We start from the raw sequence: 12,771 nt of genomic DNA, 5'->3' as shown, positions 1-12,771 counted from the left end.
CACGCTCATGAACGCTGATCTCATCGCCCGCTATTCCGCCCCCGTCCCCCGCTACACCAGCTACCCGACCGCGCCGCACTTCCACGAGGGCGTCGGCGAGAGGGATTACCGGCAATGGCTCGAAGCAAATTCACAAGGCGCACTATCGCTTTACGTGCATATTCCGTTCTGCGACCGGCTCTGTTTCTACTGCGGTTGCCATACCAAGCAGGTGCGCCGCTACGACCCCATCGCGACCTACCTGGAAGCCTTGAATAGCGAGATCGCGCTCGTTGCGACATATCTCCCGCTACGGCGAAAGGTCGCAGCCATCCATTTCGGCGGCGGTTCGCCGACGATCGTCAGTCCCGACGACCTCGCGCGCCTGCGCACCACGCTCGACGCCAATTTCGACATCGGTCCCGATTGCGAGATCAGCGTCGAGATCGACCCGACTCATGTCGATGCCGAAAAGCTGAGGGCATGGCGCGATTTCGGTATGACGCGGGCAAGCGTCGGCGTGCAGGATTTCGAACCCATCGTCCAGACGGCCATCAACCGGCCGCAGAGCTTCGAGCAGACGGCCATGGTCGTGAAGACCTTGCGCGAGCTCGGCATCGGCTCGATCAATCTCGACATCGTCTACGGCCTGCCGCATCAGGACCGCGACATGCTGCTGCGCACGATCGACCTGTCGCTGTCGATGCAGCCCGATCGCATCGCCATGTTCGGCTATGCCCACGTTCCCTGGGTCAAGAAGCACCAGTCGGTGATCGATACGGCAACGCTTGCCGGCCCCGCCGACCGCTTCGCGATGGCCGCGGCGGGCGCTAGCGCCATCCTTGCGGCAGGCTATGATGCCGTCGGCATCGATCACTTCGCAAAGCCCGATGACAGCATGGCCCGCCAGCTGCGCGACGGCGCGCTCCGACGCAACTTTCAGGGCTACACGACCGATGGCGCCGATACGCTGATCGGCCTCGGCGCCTCCTCGATCGGCAAGCTTCAGCAGGGCTATGTCCAGAACATCGTCGCGACGGGACAATATTGCCGCGCGATCTCGGAAGGCCGCCTTCCCGTGGCCCGGGGCTTTACGCTCTCGGATGCCGACCGCGCCAGCGCGCAGGCGATCGAGGAGCTGATGTGCCAATACGCCTTCTCGGTCACCGAGCTGCGCGCCCGGTTCGGCAAGGCCGCCGACGATGCTTGCAACGACGCCCTGCATGCAAGCTTCAACGAGGATGGTTTTGTTAGCTTCGACGGCGACAGGTTCGTGGTTACCGACGAAGGCCGCCCCTTCGTGCGCACCATCGCCGCCAAGTTCGATCGCTACCTCGCGCAGGGCAAGGCCAAACATTCCTCGGCCATTTGATCTGAATCAATAAACCCAAGCGAAAAGCTGACTATCGTCAAATCCAGCGCCAATTGCAGCAACCCCGGCCTGCCGATTGTCAGCCATGCACTGCGCACTGTGATTTCAGAAATTTCTGAAATCACAGTCATAACGGAAACCTGACCATGAACCTTGCGCCGCTCGTCCAATCCTTCGTCCTGCACTTCGGTGAGATGGGCTCGCGCTGGGGCATCAACAGGACGGTGAGCCAGATCTACGCGCTGCTCTACGTCTCCCCTCAGCCGCTCTGCGCCGAGGAGATCGCCGACGCGCTCGGCATTTCGCGCTCCAACGTCTCGATGAGCCTGCGCGAGCTGCAGACCTGGAACCTCGTGCTGCTCAGGCACCGGCCGGACGACCGCCGCGACTTCTTCACCACGCCTGACGATGTCTGGCTGATCCTGCGCACGCTGGCCGAAGAGCGCAAGAAGCGCGAGGTCGATCCGACGCTCTCGGTGCTGCGCGAAATCCTGATGCAACGACCCGCCAGCGAAGCCGAACGCCACGCCCAGGAGCGCATGAGCGAAATGCATGCACTGATTGAACAGCTGACACATTGGTATGACGATGTGAAACAACTTGAAACAGAAAGGCTTGCAACGCTACTCTCGCTAGGCGCGAAAGTGACGAAGCTGCTTGAGGCCAAGGACCGGGTCATATCCCTCGGCCGTGGCCGCCGTCTCAATCCTGCGAACAAGAGTTAGCGCCATGACCAGTGCCTTTCTCGATGCCAAGCAAGATAAGGCCCGCGACGGACGGCGCAAGCGCGCCCGCCAGCCCTCGGCCTTGCGCAACGCCGCGCTGGTCCAGACACTCGCCGCCCTCCTCTGGATCCCGCAGGCCGGTCTCCTCTCGGTCGCTATCGGCCGCATCGCCGATGGCGGCGGGGTCGAGGCCGTCATCTGGCCGGCGATCGTCATCGCCATGCTCGGCATCGCGAAAAGCTGTCTCGACGCGGCTGGCGGCCGCCTCGCCTTTCGCGCCGCCCGCGCCGAACTCACCCTAAGGCGCGCTCGCGCCGTCGAAACCCTTGCGCGCCGGTCGCCGGTCGACAGCACCCGCCACACATCGGGCGAGGCCGCCAGCATCGTCGGCGAACAGGCGGAACTCATCGTCCCCTATCTCGCACGCTTCCAGCCGGCCCGCTTCAAGGCCAGCGCCGTGCCTCTGGTCATCCTCGCCTGCGTCTTCCCGATCTCCTGGATCGCCGCTCTCGTGCTGCTCTTCGCCATGCCCCTCATCCCCGTCTCCATGGCGCTGATCGGCTGGCGTGCGCAGGCCGCAAGCGAAAAGCAGCTGGCCGCGACCGGTGGCCTCAACGGCTTCCTGCTCGATCGCCTGCGCGGCCTCGCCACCATTCGCGCGCTTGATGCCGTCGATGCCACGGCAACGCGGCTTCGTGCCGATGCCGAGGACCTGAAGACCCGCACCATGGCCGTGCTGCGCATCGCCTTCCTGTCGTCGGCGGTTCTCGAACTCTTCGCCGCGCTCGGCGTCGCCATGGTCGCCGTCTATGTCGGCTTCTCGCTGCTCGGCGAAATCCGCTTCGGCGCCTGGACAAATGGCCTCAATCTCACATCGGGCCTCTTCGTGCTGCTGCTCGCCCCAGCCTTCTTCGAGCCGTTGCGCGAACTCTCGGCTGTCTGGCACGACCGGGCCTCGGGCGAAGCGGCGATGAAAGCCCTCGATGCGCTGAGCGAAGACGGGATGCTGCTGCCGCACGGAGAAGCCGATCAAAGCCCTCTTGGCGCCGATATCCGCTTCCACGCCGTCGGCTTCCGCTATCCCGGCAGCGGTACCTCAGCCATCGAAGACTTCGATCTCCATATCCGAGCCGGCGAACACGTCGCGCTGCTTGGCCCAAGCGGCTCGGGCAAGTCGACCCTGCTGGCACTCGCCGCCGGCCTTGCGCCCTGTGAAAGCGGCCGCGTCGAGATCGGCGGGCAACCGGCCGGTCAATCGTCGCGGACGCGGATCGCCTGGATCGGTCAGAAGCCGCATATCTTCGCCGGCAGCATTACGCGCAACGTCGCGCTCGGCCGGCCGCAGGTATCCAGCCAACAGGCAGCCGCCGCACTCGACGCCGCCCGGCTCGGAAGGCTCGCCAGCGCCTACCGCAACCGTCCGCTCGGCGATGGCGGAGCTGGCCTCTCGGGTGGCGAGGCGCTGCGGCTTGCCATCGCCCGCGCCGCTGTGGCCCCCGAGACGCTGATCGTCCTCGCCGACGAACCTACCGCCCACCTCGACAGCGCAACGGCCGACGACATCACCGAGAGCCTGCTTGCGCTTGCAAAGGGCAAGACGCTGCTCGTCGCCACTCACGATCCCCGTCTTGCCGCCCGCATGGGCAGGACGATCCATCTCTGTCAGGAACCTGCACGGGAGGCCGCCGAATGAGCGCGTCGCTGACCGATCTGAAACCCATCCTCAAGCTCTTCATGAAGGAGAAGAAGCGCGGCCTGCTGCTGGGCGCCGTCATGTCCGCTGCGACGGCAGGCGCCGGCATCGCGCTGCTCGGCCTCTCCGGCTGGTTCATCACAGCAACAGCGATCGCCGGCGCCTCGGTGGCAACCGCCATAACCTTCGACGTCTTCGCCCCCTCGGCAGGCATCCGCCTGCTGGCGATCGGCCGCACCGCCTCGCGCTATGGCGAGCGGCTGACGACGCATGACGCCACGCTCGCCGTGCTCGCCGCCCTGCGCGAACGCCTGTTTCGCGGCTGGGCGCAGGCCGGCGCTGCCCGTGATCTCGCAAGACGACCGGCCCGCCTGCTGTTTCGGCTGACGGGCGATATCGATGCGCTCGATTCTCTCTATCTCCGCGTGCTGGTGCCCGCAGGCGTCGCGATCCTCGCCGCCATCGCGACAGGCATCGCGCTCGGCCTGATGCATCCCCTGTTCGGCCTATCGGCGGCACTCCTCCTCATCGTCGCCGGCCTCGGCATCCCCTTTTGCGCCGGCCGCCTCGCCGCCGCCCATGCCCGGCGCCGCGCCTATGGCATCGAGGCGGTGCGGGCCCGTACCATCGACCTCGTCGCCGGCCAGTCGGACCTGTTGATGTCAGGCAGGATCGAGGCGCAGGCGGCAGCCATATCCGCCGCCGACCGCTATACCGAAGATGCCGACAACAGGCTGAACCGCATCGAAAGCACAGTGACGTTCGGCTTCGGCATCGCCTCGACACTCCTGCTCACCGGTGCGCTGCTGGCCGTCGCGGCCCTCGCCGGTGCCGGCACGATCACCGCGCCCGTCGCAGCCCTCGGCATCCTGATCGCCTTCGCCGCTGTCGAACCCTTCGGCGCGCTGCGTCGCGGGGCGCTCGAACTAGGGCGCACGCTGCTGGCGGCAAAGCGCCTCGGCCCTCGCCTGGCCGACAAGACATCCGCGCGCCAACACCCGGCCCCCGCCGCCGGACAGGCAGTCCAACTCGCCGGTGTCAGCGCCGCTTATGACGCAGCCGCAGCGCCTGTTCTCGCCGACATCAACCTCGCCCTGAAACCGGGCGAAAGGCTTGCGCTCGTCGGCGCCAGCAGTACCGGGAAGTCGACGCTGCTGGCCCTGCTCGCCGGCGAGATCGAGCCGCTCAAGGGCACGGTCGCCAACGACACGGCAACCCTTCTGACCCAACGCACCGAGCTCTTCCAGGACACGGTCGCCGGCAACCTGCGCCTGGCCTGTCCCAATGCGACTGAAAGCGACCTCAAGTCCGCACTCGCCGCCGCCGGCCTGCTCGCCGATATCGCCACCCTGTCCGATGGCCTCGACACCCGTCTCGGCGAAGGCGGCATGGGCCTGTCGGGCGGCCAGTCGCGCCGCCTGGCGCTCGCCCGCCTCTTCCTGCGCGATACGCCGCTCTGGCTGCTCGACGAGCCGACGGAAGGCCTCGACCGCGCCACGGCACTCGATCTCATGGCCCGCCTGTCCGAGAAGGCGAACGGTCGGTCGCTCCTTATCGCCACCCATATCCGCCGCGAGGCGGAGATCGCTGATGTGATCGCCACGCTCGATGACGGCCGCATCGCCAGCATTTCGCGCCGCGGAGAGACGGCGTTCGAAGAAGCTCTGAATCGGCTGAGACCGGACTGAGCGCGTGCATGACCGCCAGGCAATCCGGCCCGGCGGAAAATCTTCGTACCCCCATGGGGCGTGGGAGAAAGACTATGGAACTAGACATTGTCGACTTATCGCGTTTTCAATTCGCGCTGACAGCGCTCTATCACTTCCTGTTCGTACCGCTGACACTCGGCCTCGCCGTGCTGCTCGCCATCATGGAGACCGTCTACGTCATGACCGGTCGCCAGATCTGGCGGCAGATGACGAAGTTCTGGGGCGTGCTCTTCGGCATCAACTTCGCCATCGGCGTCGCCACCGGCATCGTCATGGAATTCCAGTTCGGCATGAACTGGAGCTACTACAGCTACTATGTCGGCGACATCTTCGGCGCGCCTCTGGCGATCGAAGGGCTGATGGCTTTTTTCCTCGAGGCCACCTTCGTCGGCCTGTTCTTCTTCGGCTGGGACAAGCTCTCCAAGGTCGGTCACCTCGTGGCGACATGGTGCGTGGCACTCGGCTCGAACTTCTCCGCGCTTTGGATTCTCGTTGCCAACGGCTGGATGCAGAACCCGGTGGGATCAGCGCTCAATCCGCAGACCATGCGCATGGAAGTGACAAGCTTCTTCGACGTGGTCTTCAATCCGGTCGCCCAGGCGAAGTTCGTCCACACCGTATCGGCCGGCTACGTCTGTGCCTCCATCTTCGTGCTCGGCGTCTCTGCCTGGTATCTGCTGAAGGGCAGGCACATCGAGATCGCCAAGCGCTCGATGACGGTCGCCGCCTCCTTCGGCCTCGCTTCCGCGCTCTCGGTCGTCGTGCTCGGTGACGAAAGCGGCTATCTCGCAACCGAAAACCAGAAGATGAAGCTCGCCGCCATCGAGGCCATGTGGGAAACGGAGCCGGCACCGGCCCCCTTCACCGCCATCGGCTTTCCTGATCAACAGGCGCGCGAGACCCACTTCGCCGTCCATATCCCCTGGGTCATGGGCCTGATCGGCACCCGCTCGCTGGATACCGTCATCCCCGGGATCAACGAGCTCGAGGAACACGCAAAGACCCGCATCCGCGAGGGCATCAAGGCCTATGACGCGCTGACGCAGATCCGCGCCGCCGGCTCGCCCGAAAAGATCACCGCGGAAACCAAGAGCGCCTTCGAGGATCTCGGCCACCAGCTCGGCTATGCCCTTCTCCTGAAGCGCTATGTCGACGATCCCCGCACCGCCACCGATCAGCAGATCGACCAGGCCGCCCGCGACACCATCCCGCACGTGCCGACCCTCTTCTGGTCGTTTCGCATCATGGTCGGGCTCGGCGTGTTCTTCATCCTGTTGACCGCGACCTTCTTCTGGCTCTCGGCCCGCCGCCGCCTCGACGCCCATCCCTGGCTGCTGCGCGTCGCTGTCCTGGCGATCCCGTTGCCGTTCATCGCCATCGAGTTCGGCTGGGTGGTTGCCGAGGTCGGACGCCAGCCCTGGATCATCGAAGGCGTGCTGCCGACGGCCGCCGCTGTCTCCAGCCTCGGCGCCAGCACCGTACTGCTGACCATCCTCGGCTTCGCGGCGCTCTACACGGTGCTCATCATCATCGAGATGACGCTGATGGTGAAGGCCATCAAGAAGGGCCCGGAACCGGACAACGAGCCGGAAGCCGAGCTGATTTCCGAAACCCTCGTTCCTGCCGCGGAGTGATTGATCATGATCCTGCACGAACTCATCGACTATGAAACCCTGCGCCTCATCTGGTGGCTGCTCCTCGGCGTCCTCCTCATCGGCTTCGCCGTCACCGATGGCTTCGACCTCGGCGTTGGCATGTTGCTCCCCTTCGTCGCCAGGACGGATACGGAGCGGCGCGTCGCCATCAACACGATCGGCCCGGTCTGGGAAGGAAACCAGGTCTGGCTGATCCTCGGCGGTGGCGCCGTCTTCGCCGCCTGGCCGCCGCTATACGCGGTCTCTTTCTCCGGCTTCTATCTGGCGATGTTCGCCATCCTGCTTGCGCTCATCCTGCGGCCGGTCGCCTTCAAATACCGTTCGAAGCGTGAGAGCGCCCGCTGGCGCGGCAATTGGGACCTCGCGCTCTTCATTGGCGGCTTCGTTCCATCGCTGATCTTCGGCGTCGCCGTCGGCAACGTGCTGCAGGGCGTGCCCTTCCGCTTCGATCCGGCCGACATGCGCATCTTCTACGAGGGTTCGTTCATCGGCCTGCTCAACCCCTATGCCCTGCTCTGTGGTCTGCTCTCCGTCGCGATGCTCAGCATGCACGGCGCCGCCTGGCTGGTGCTGAAGTCGAGCGGCCCTGTGGCGGAACGCGCGCGTGGCTATGGCAGCATCGCCGCCATCCTCGTCATCGTGCTCTTCGCGCTCGGCGGCGTCTTCCTGGCGCTTGGCGTCAACGGCTACACGATCTCGAGCACGGTCGTCACAGACGGCCCCTCGAACCCGCTTCTGAAAACTGCGGCGCATGAGGGCTCGTGGCTCGCCAATTACGGCACCTATCCCTGGATGATGATTGCCCCGATCGCCGGCTTCGCCGGTGCGGTTGCCACCCTGATCGCCATGCGCGCCAGGCTGGAGATCGGCACGCTGCTCTTCAGCAAGCTGTCGATCTTCGGCATCATCTCGACCGTTGGCGTCTCGATGTTCCCCTTCATCCTGCCCTCCTCGCTCGATCCGAAGTCGAGCCTGACGGTCTGGGATGCATCATCGAGCCACCTGACGCTGTTCATCATGCTCGTCGTCACTTTGATCTTCTTGCCGATCATCCTCGCCTACACGGCCTGGGTCTACAAAGTGCTGTGGGGGAAGGTCGACGAGAAACAGATCACCGACAAAAGCGGTCACGCATACTGAAGGAGAAATAGGATGTGGTATTTCGCATGGATCCTTGGCCTGCCGCTCGCGGCCGCCTTCGCCGTCCTCAACGCCATGTGGTACGAGCTGATCGACGATGAGGCCAAGAAGAAGAAGTCCTGAGTGACAGGATAACAAAAGAGGCTGCGCTCAATCCGGGCGCAGCCTCATCTCGTTCATGCAATGAATTTGACGTCAGTAACTGGCCGCAACGAAAATCTCGGCCAGCGCCTCGATCCCCGCCTGATCGTCCGCATCGAAGCGCGACGTCACGGGGCTGTCTAGATCGATGACGCCGAGGATCTCGCCATTGTGGCTGAGCGGCACGACAAGCTCCGAGCGCGAGGCCGCGTCGCAGGCGATATGGCCGGGAAACGCATGCACGTCCTCGACGAGTATCGACTGGCCCTTTGCGACAGCGGTCCCGCAGACGCCGCGCCCGACGGCGATCCTCACGCAGGCGGTGCGCCCCTGAAACGGCCCGAGCACCAGCTCGTCCTTCGATTTCAGGAAATAGAAACCGGCCCAGTTGAGCTCCGGCATCATCTCGAACATCAGCGCCGATGTGTTGGCCGCGTTGGCGATCACATCGCGCTCGCCGTGAAGCAGCCCGGTCAGCTGCTGCGCAAGCTGGCGATAGAACTCCTTCTTGTCGGCCTGATCGATCTTTGCCGTTTGAAACATGTCGGTTCACCTTTCAGCCGATGCTTGCACGTGTGGGGCCTGATATAGCGATCCCGATAGCACTTGCCAATTCGCCGCCGTGTAGCCTTGCCCGGCAATCACCGCGCGAATTCACGCCGGCTCCTTTTAAATTCACAGGGGATTGAAGGAAGCGATCTTGTCCGACGGCGATCGGGCCATATGTCCATAATATGTCGATCGGATATCCGACGCTGGCGGCCGCCGGCGGCATCCGGTCGATGAATACAGACGCGAAAAGGCCGTGCTCGCGCACGTCTGCCTGCCATCGAGCCCGTAAGGCGATGGCATCGCGCGACCGTCGGCGCAGTTTTTGGCCGGCAACGATAGAACCATCCATTTTCAGTTTCAGTTCGAGGTAAAGGCAATGACACCGGAAGACAGACAGGCAGTTTTCAGCCACCGCGAGATTGCCGCAGTCATAAAGGGAATAACGCTCGACGATGGCACCGATGCGCCAATAACAGGCAAATCACTCGGCGAAGCCATCCTCTTCGTATCCGAGGAAGCGTCCACCAATGCATCGAGCGCGCATGTGATCTACGGCGCCAACGAATCGCTGAGCTATACCGATTGCCTCAGCATCTACCGCGACTATGGCCCAGCGCTCAGACGCGGCACCAACTAAAAACGCAGTAGACAATGCGTGGTGGCGGATCGCCGCCACGTAAGGCGCGGCGTGGCGTTGCAATCACACCAGGCCCTTTAAGGCTGGCGCGTCCTTTTGCGCAATTGTGCAGGGCAGCATTCTCAACTATACCGCCTCTTGTCGGCAACGATGCTCCGGCGCCCGAAGCTCTCTTCAAATTGAAACTGCTCCCATGACTGCTCCCCATTCGCCTGCGCGCGGCGTTCTCATCGCGTTTGCCGCCTATGCCGTGTTCGCGTTCAGCGACGCTTCGATCAAGATCCTCCACGGCAGCATCCCATCCTACGAGATCGCCTTCATAGGCGCCCTGTTCGGCACCGCCGCCCTGCCTTTCATCAAGGCCAAGGAAGACTCCTGGCTGGATGTCGTGCGCACCACGAACCGCACATTGTGGCTGCTACGCTTCGTCTGCGGCGCGATCGGCGCGATTGCCTCGATCATCACCTTCACGCTGCTTCCCATGGCGGAAGCCTTCTGCCTGCTCTTCCTGCTGCCCTCCTTCGTGACAATCTTGTCCGTCATCTTCCTCAAGGAAGATGTGCGCTGGCAGCGCTGGGCGGCCGTTATCGTCGGCTTTCTCGGCGTTCTGGTGGTGCTGCGCCCCGGCTTCCGCGAACTCTCGATCGGCCATCTCGCGGCAGCGATCGGCGGCCTGACGGCGGCGATCTCGATCGTTGTTCTGAGAAAGATGGGGCCGGCCGAAAAGCGCCTGTCGCTATACGGCGCCGCACTGCTCGGCACCATCATCGTCAGCGGCATCCTGATGGCCTCGCAATTCGTTATGCCGACACCACGGCAGTGGCTGTTCATCGCAAGCTACGGCCTGCTCGGCGCCGCCGGCAACGTGCTCCTGATGACCGCAGCGCGCATCGCGCCCGCCAACCTCGTGGCGCCGCCGCAATACAGCCAGATGCTCTGGGCGATCGCGTTCGGCTACCTGATTTTCGACGACTCGGTCGATCTGCCGATGGCCGGCGGCATCTTGCTGATCATCTGCTCCGGTCTGCTGACGCTGGCGCGCGAACGCAAGCGCGGCACGCCGCTGCCGACCTCGGTCGTCTCCTCAGACAGCCAGGCGCCGCTTGCCACTTCGGCCGCCGGCGAAGGTCCGAGCGCGCCCAAGGCCTGACCGCCGCAACAGCGGCCGAAACATCACCCCAAAACGAAAACCACCCCTGTCCGCGTTTCCACGCAGGCGGGGGTGGTTTCATTTCAAACTTATCGGAAACCGGCCTCTCAGCGCAGGACCGGGCAACCGCGAACGTTGCCGAAGGTGATCTCGTCGGGCCCACGACGCGTGAAGCCCTGCACGATCACCCGGCGCGGCGTGATATCGACAACGCGCGCGCGGCGGAAACCGTAATCGCTCGCCTTGTCTTCAGCCAAGCGCGGATCGCAACCACGCGGCCGGCCGCCATAATACGGAGGTGGCGGCGGTGGGCGGCCATAAACCGGCGGCGGTGGCGGCCGGCCATAGCCTGGGGGCGGTGGTGGGCGCCCGTAGCCCGGAGGCGGTGGCGGACGACCGCCGTCTATATAGATGTCCACCTGAGCGGAGGCCGGAACCGTAGCGCCGGCAAGCGTGCCGGCGCCCAGTACCAGGGCAATCCCCGCCTTGGTCAGAAACTGCATCATCGAAATCTCCATATCACGCGGTTGCGACCGCGCTCCTTTTTCGATTCTCTCTCGGCCGGTCGGAAGAACGGCCCTCCCGGATAAACGCATTGTTATGCGATTCGCACAAAGCAGCCTGAAAATGGCGCGGCCAAGGCGATGCAGTCTCTATAGTTCTCTAGGCCCGATCAGCGGCGGATCTCAGGGCAACCGCGAACGTTCGCGAAGAACATCCGGTCCCAATGGCCGCGATAGCCACGGCCGGAAACGACGACGCGGCGCGGCGTGATATCGGTGACGCGCGCATTGCGCAGGCCTGCATAACGGGCCTTTTCGACAGCCCGGATCGGCGAGCATGCGCGCGGCGGAGCGGGACGATGATACTGAATCTCGACGACCGATGCACGCTCAGGGCTGGCGGCTGACGCAACCGAGAACGTCGCGGGAATGGACGCAATGGCAAGGATGGCGGCGAACGAAGCTTTGGCGATAAAATGGGTCATGTTCATGCTTTCATTTGTTATCGATGGTCTCCCTTGCGGGATTGGACAAACGATAAACGCCTGAAAATGAACGATGTTCGAACCGCCCGTTCACATTTGGTTCAGTTGCCGAGATGCAGCACGACCTCGCGCCGGTGCGGAGTTTCGCGGTGTTCGAACAGATAAATTCCCTGCCATGTACCGAGAACAAGCCGCCCGTCCATGACGGGAATCCCGATCGAAACCTGCGTCAGCGCCGCCTTGATATGGGCAGGCATGTCATCCGGCCCCTCCATCGTATGAACGATCCAGCGCATCGACGGATCGGACGATGGCGGCACCAGACGGCGAAAGAATCCATTGAGATCGGTGCGCACATCCGGATCGGCATTCTCCTGAATGAGCAGCGAGCAGGACGTATGCCGCACGAAAACGGTGAGCAGTCCGGATTCGACATCTGCGGAACGCACGAAGGCAGCGATCTGATCGGTAAACTCATAAAGGCCCTGCCCGCGGGTCTGCAGGCTGAGAATCTTATGTGGCATGGGGGCACCTCCGGACGATGAAACTCAGCCCAGAGGTCGCGCGCACCCGCCGCCATGTCAATGCCGGTGATCGGTCCGCGTCAAAGCCAAAGCAGCGGAACGAAGCCGCCGTAGATCATCCGCTTTGCATCGAAGATATCAAGGCATTCGGTGACTTGCAGTTCAGGATCCGCCATGACCTTCGCATTGATCTCATCGCGCTGCTCGCGCGAATCATAAGTGATCCACGAGAACACCACGACTTCGTCATCGGTTGCCTGAACCGCACGCGGAAACGACGTCAACTCGCCATAGGGCACGTCGTCCGCGACGCATTCGACATAATCCTTCGCGCCATGTGACTTCCAGACAGCGCCGGCCTTGGCTGAAAGCGCCTTGTATGCCTCGATATTCTTCTTCGGCACAGCAACGATAAAACCGTCGACATAGGACATGATTCTTCTCCCTTGAACGTTGGCATCGCTTCAAGGACGAACAAGGCGCACCCGAACCGACACCTCTTTCAA

At 63.6% G+C, this 12,771-nt stretch carries 15 protein-coding genes; 9 read left to right on the top strand and 6 right to left on the bottom strand.

Annotated elements, in window-relative coordinates:
• Positions 1–7 precede the first annotated feature (7 nt).
• From hemN to cydX, 7 genes are all read left to right on the top strand, one after another.
• On the top strand, positions 8–1,351 hold the full coding sequence (hemN, locus tag D460_RS0105300; RefSeq protein ID WP_018897475.1) for an oxygen-independent coproporphyrinogen III oxidase: 1,344 nt from the start codon (positions 8–10) through the stop codon (positions 1,349–1,351).
• 146 nt (positions 1,352–1,497) lie between these two features.
• Positions 1,498–2,076, top strand: a complete 579-nt coding sequence (locus D460_RS0105295; RefSeq protein ID WP_018897474.1) for a GbsR/MarR family transcriptional regulator — start codon at positions 1,498–1,500, stop codon at positions 2,074–2,076.
• Between the two features lie 4 nt (positions 2,077–2,080).
• The gene (gene cydD / locus D460_RS0105290) at positions 2,081–3,769 is read left to right on the top strand and encodes a thiol reductant ABC exporter subunit CydD (RefSeq protein ID WP_018897473.1); all 1,689 of its coding nucleotides are present in this window, start codon (positions 2,081–2,083) and stop codon (positions 3,767–3,769) included.
• Positions 3,766–5,457 (top strand): thiol reductant ABC exporter subunit CydC, encoded by a 1,692-nt coding sequence (gene cydC, locus D460_RS0105285; RefSeq protein WP_018897472.1) that lies wholly within the window; start codon positions 3,766–3,768, stop codon positions 5,455–5,457. Before cydD ends, cydC begins: the two co-directional genes overlap by 4 nt.
• Positions 5,458–5,531: 74 nt before the next feature.
• Positions 5,532–7,112 (top strand): cytochrome ubiquinol oxidase subunit I, encoded by a 1,581-nt coding sequence (locus D460_RS0105280; protein WP_018897471.1) that lies wholly within the window; start codon positions 5,532–5,534, stop codon positions 7,110–7,112.
• A gap of 6 nt (positions 7,113–7,118) precedes the next feature.
• The gene (gene cydB / locus D460_RS0105275) at positions 7,119–8,273 is read left to right on the top strand and encodes a cytochrome d ubiquinol oxidase subunit II (RefSeq protein WP_026282813.1); all 1,155 of its coding nucleotides are present in this window, start codon (positions 7,119–7,121) and stop codon (positions 8,271–8,273) included.
• A 12-nt stretch (positions 8,274–8,285) separates the two neighbouring features.
• Positions 8,286–8,396 (top strand): cytochrome bd-I oxidase subunit CydX, encoded by a 111-nt coding sequence (gene cydX, locus D460_RS34930; RefSeq protein WP_018897469.1) that lies wholly within the window; start codon positions 8,286–8,288, stop codon positions 8,394–8,396.
• 72 nt (positions 8,397–8,468) lie between these two features.
• Here the strand turns inward: cydX and D460_RS0105265 are convergent, their stop codons facing one another.
• Together D460_RS0105265 and D460_RS35850 are read right to left on the bottom strand one after the other, a co-directional pair.
• Positions 8,469–8,957, bottom strand: coding sequence for a GAF domain-containing protein (locus D460_RS0105265; RefSeq protein WP_018897468.1), 489 nt, complete (start codon positions 8,955–8,957; stop codon positions 8,469–8,471).
• A gap of 13 nt (positions 8,958–8,970) precedes the next feature.
• Positions 8,971–9,315, bottom strand: coding sequence for a hypothetical protein (locus D460_RS35850; protein ID WP_155947675.1), 345 nt, complete (start codon positions 9,313–9,315; stop codon positions 8,971–8,973).
• Positions 9,316–9,342: 27 nt separating this feature from the next.
• On the opposite strand from D460_RS35850, the gene D460_RS0105260 reads away from it, so the two are divergent.
• On the top strand, positions 9,343–9,603 hold the full coding sequence (locus tag D460_RS0105260; protein WP_026282812.1) for a hypothetical protein: 261 nt from the start codon (positions 9,343–9,345) through the stop codon (positions 9,601–9,603).
• 193 nt (positions 9,604–9,796) lie between these two features.
• The gene (locus D460_RS0105255; protein ID WP_018897466.1) at positions 9,797–10,753 is read left to right on the top strand and encodes a DMT family transporter; all 957 of its coding nucleotides are present in this window, start codon (positions 9,797–9,799) and stop codon (positions 10,751–10,753) included.
• 107 nt (positions 10,754–10,860) lie between these two features.
• On the opposite strand, the gene D460_RS0105250 is transcribed toward D460_RS0105255, so the two are convergent.
• From D460_RS0105250 to D460_RS0105235, 4 genes are all read right to left on the bottom strand, one after another.
• The gene (locus D460_RS0105250) at positions 10,861–11,259 is read right to left on the bottom strand and encodes a hypothetical protein (RefSeq protein ID WP_026282811.1); all 399 of its coding nucleotides are present in this window, start codon (positions 11,257–11,259) and stop codon (positions 10,861–10,863) included.
• 167 nt (positions 11,260–11,426) lie between these two features.
• Positions 11,427–11,741 (bottom strand): hypothetical protein, encoded by a 315-nt coding sequence (locus D460_RS0105245; RefSeq protein ID WP_026282810.1) that lies wholly within the window; start codon positions 11,739–11,741, stop codon positions 11,427–11,429.
• A gap of 101 nt (positions 11,742–11,842) precedes the next feature.
• Positions 11,843–12,265, bottom strand: a complete 423-nt coding sequence (locus D460_RS0105240) for a secondary thiamine-phosphate synthase enzyme YjbQ (RefSeq protein ID WP_018897463.1) — start codon at positions 12,263–12,265, stop codon at positions 11,843–11,845.
• Between the two features lie 80 nt (positions 12,266–12,345).
• Positions 12,346–12,699 (bottom strand): DUF1428 family protein, encoded by a 354-nt coding sequence (locus D460_RS0105235; protein ID WP_018897462.1) that lies wholly within the window; start codon positions 12,697–12,699, stop codon positions 12,346–12,348.
• Positions 12,700–12,771 lie beyond the last annotated feature (72 nt).

Source organism: Rhizobium sp. 2MFCol3.1 (assembly GCF_000377565.1).
Taxonomy (GTDB): Bacteria; Pseudomonadota; Alphaproteobacteria; order Rhizobiales; family Rhizobiaceae; genus Rhizobium.
The sequence above is the reverse complement of the archived record's forward strand: the minus strand, read 5'-3'. Positions and strand labels throughout refer to the sequence as shown.

What these genes read in the sequence shown, in the direction of transcription:
- hemN (WP_018897475.1), top strand. Translation starts at nt 8, where the DNA reads ATGAACGCTGATCTCATCGCCCGCTATTCCGCCCCCGTCCCCCGCTAC.
- D460_RS0105295 (WP_018897474.1), top strand. Translation starts at nt 1,498, where the DNA reads ATGAACCTTGCGCCGCTCGTCCAATCCTTCGTCCTGCACTTCGGTGAG.
- cydD (WP_018897473.1), top strand. Translation starts at nt 2,081, where the DNA reads ATGACCAGTGCCTTTCTCGATGCCAAGCAAGATAAGGCCCGCGACGGA.
- cydC (WP_018897472.1), top strand. Translation starts at nt 3,766, where the DNA reads ATGAGCGCGTCGCTGACCGATCTGAAACCCATCCTCAAGCTCTTCATG.
- D460_RS0105280 (WP_018897471.1), top strand. Translation starts at nt 5,532, where the DNA reads ATGGAACTAGACATTGTCGACTTATCGCGTTTTCAATTCGCGCTGACA.
- cydB (WP_026282813.1), top strand. Translation starts at nt 7,119, where the DNA reads ATGATCCTGCACGAACTCATCGACTATGAAACCCTGCGCCTCATCTGG.
- cydX (WP_018897469.1), top strand. Translation starts at nt 8,286, where the DNA reads ATGTGGTATTTCGCATGGATCCTTGGCCTGCCGCTCGCGGCCGCCTTC.
- D460_RS0105265 (WP_018897468.1), bottom strand. Translation starts at nt 8,957, where the DNA reads ATGTTTCAAACGGCAAAGATCGATCAGGCCGACAAGAAGGAGTTCTAT.
- D460_RS35850 (WP_155947675.1), bottom strand. Translation starts at nt 9,315, where the DNA reads ATGGATGGTTCTATCGTTGCCGGCCAAAAACTGCGCCGACGGTCGCGC.
- D460_RS0105260 (WP_026282812.1), top strand. Translation starts at nt 9,343, where the DNA reads ATGACACCGGAAGACAGACAGGCAGTTTTCAGCCACCGCGAGATTGCC.
- D460_RS0105255 (WP_018897466.1), top strand. Translation starts at nt 9,797, where the DNA reads ATGACTGCTCCCCATTCGCCTGCGCGCGGCGTTCTCATCGCGTTTGCC.
- D460_RS0105250 (WP_026282811.1), bottom strand. Translation starts at nt 11,259, where the DNA reads ATGATGCAGTTTCTGACCAAGGCGGGGATTGCCCTGGTACTGGGCGCC.
- D460_RS0105245 (WP_026282810.1), bottom strand. Translation starts at nt 11,741, where the DNA reads ATGACCCATTTTATCGCCAAAGCTTCGTTCGCCGCCATCCTTGCCATT.
- D460_RS0105240 (WP_018897463.1), bottom strand. Translation starts at nt 12,265, where the DNA reads ATGCCACATAAGATTCTCAGCCTGCAGACCCGCGGGCAGGGCCTTTAT.
- D460_RS0105235 (WP_018897462.1), bottom strand. Translation starts at nt 12,699, where the DNA reads ATGTCCTATGTCGACGGTTTTATCGTTGCTGTGCCGAAGAAGAATATC.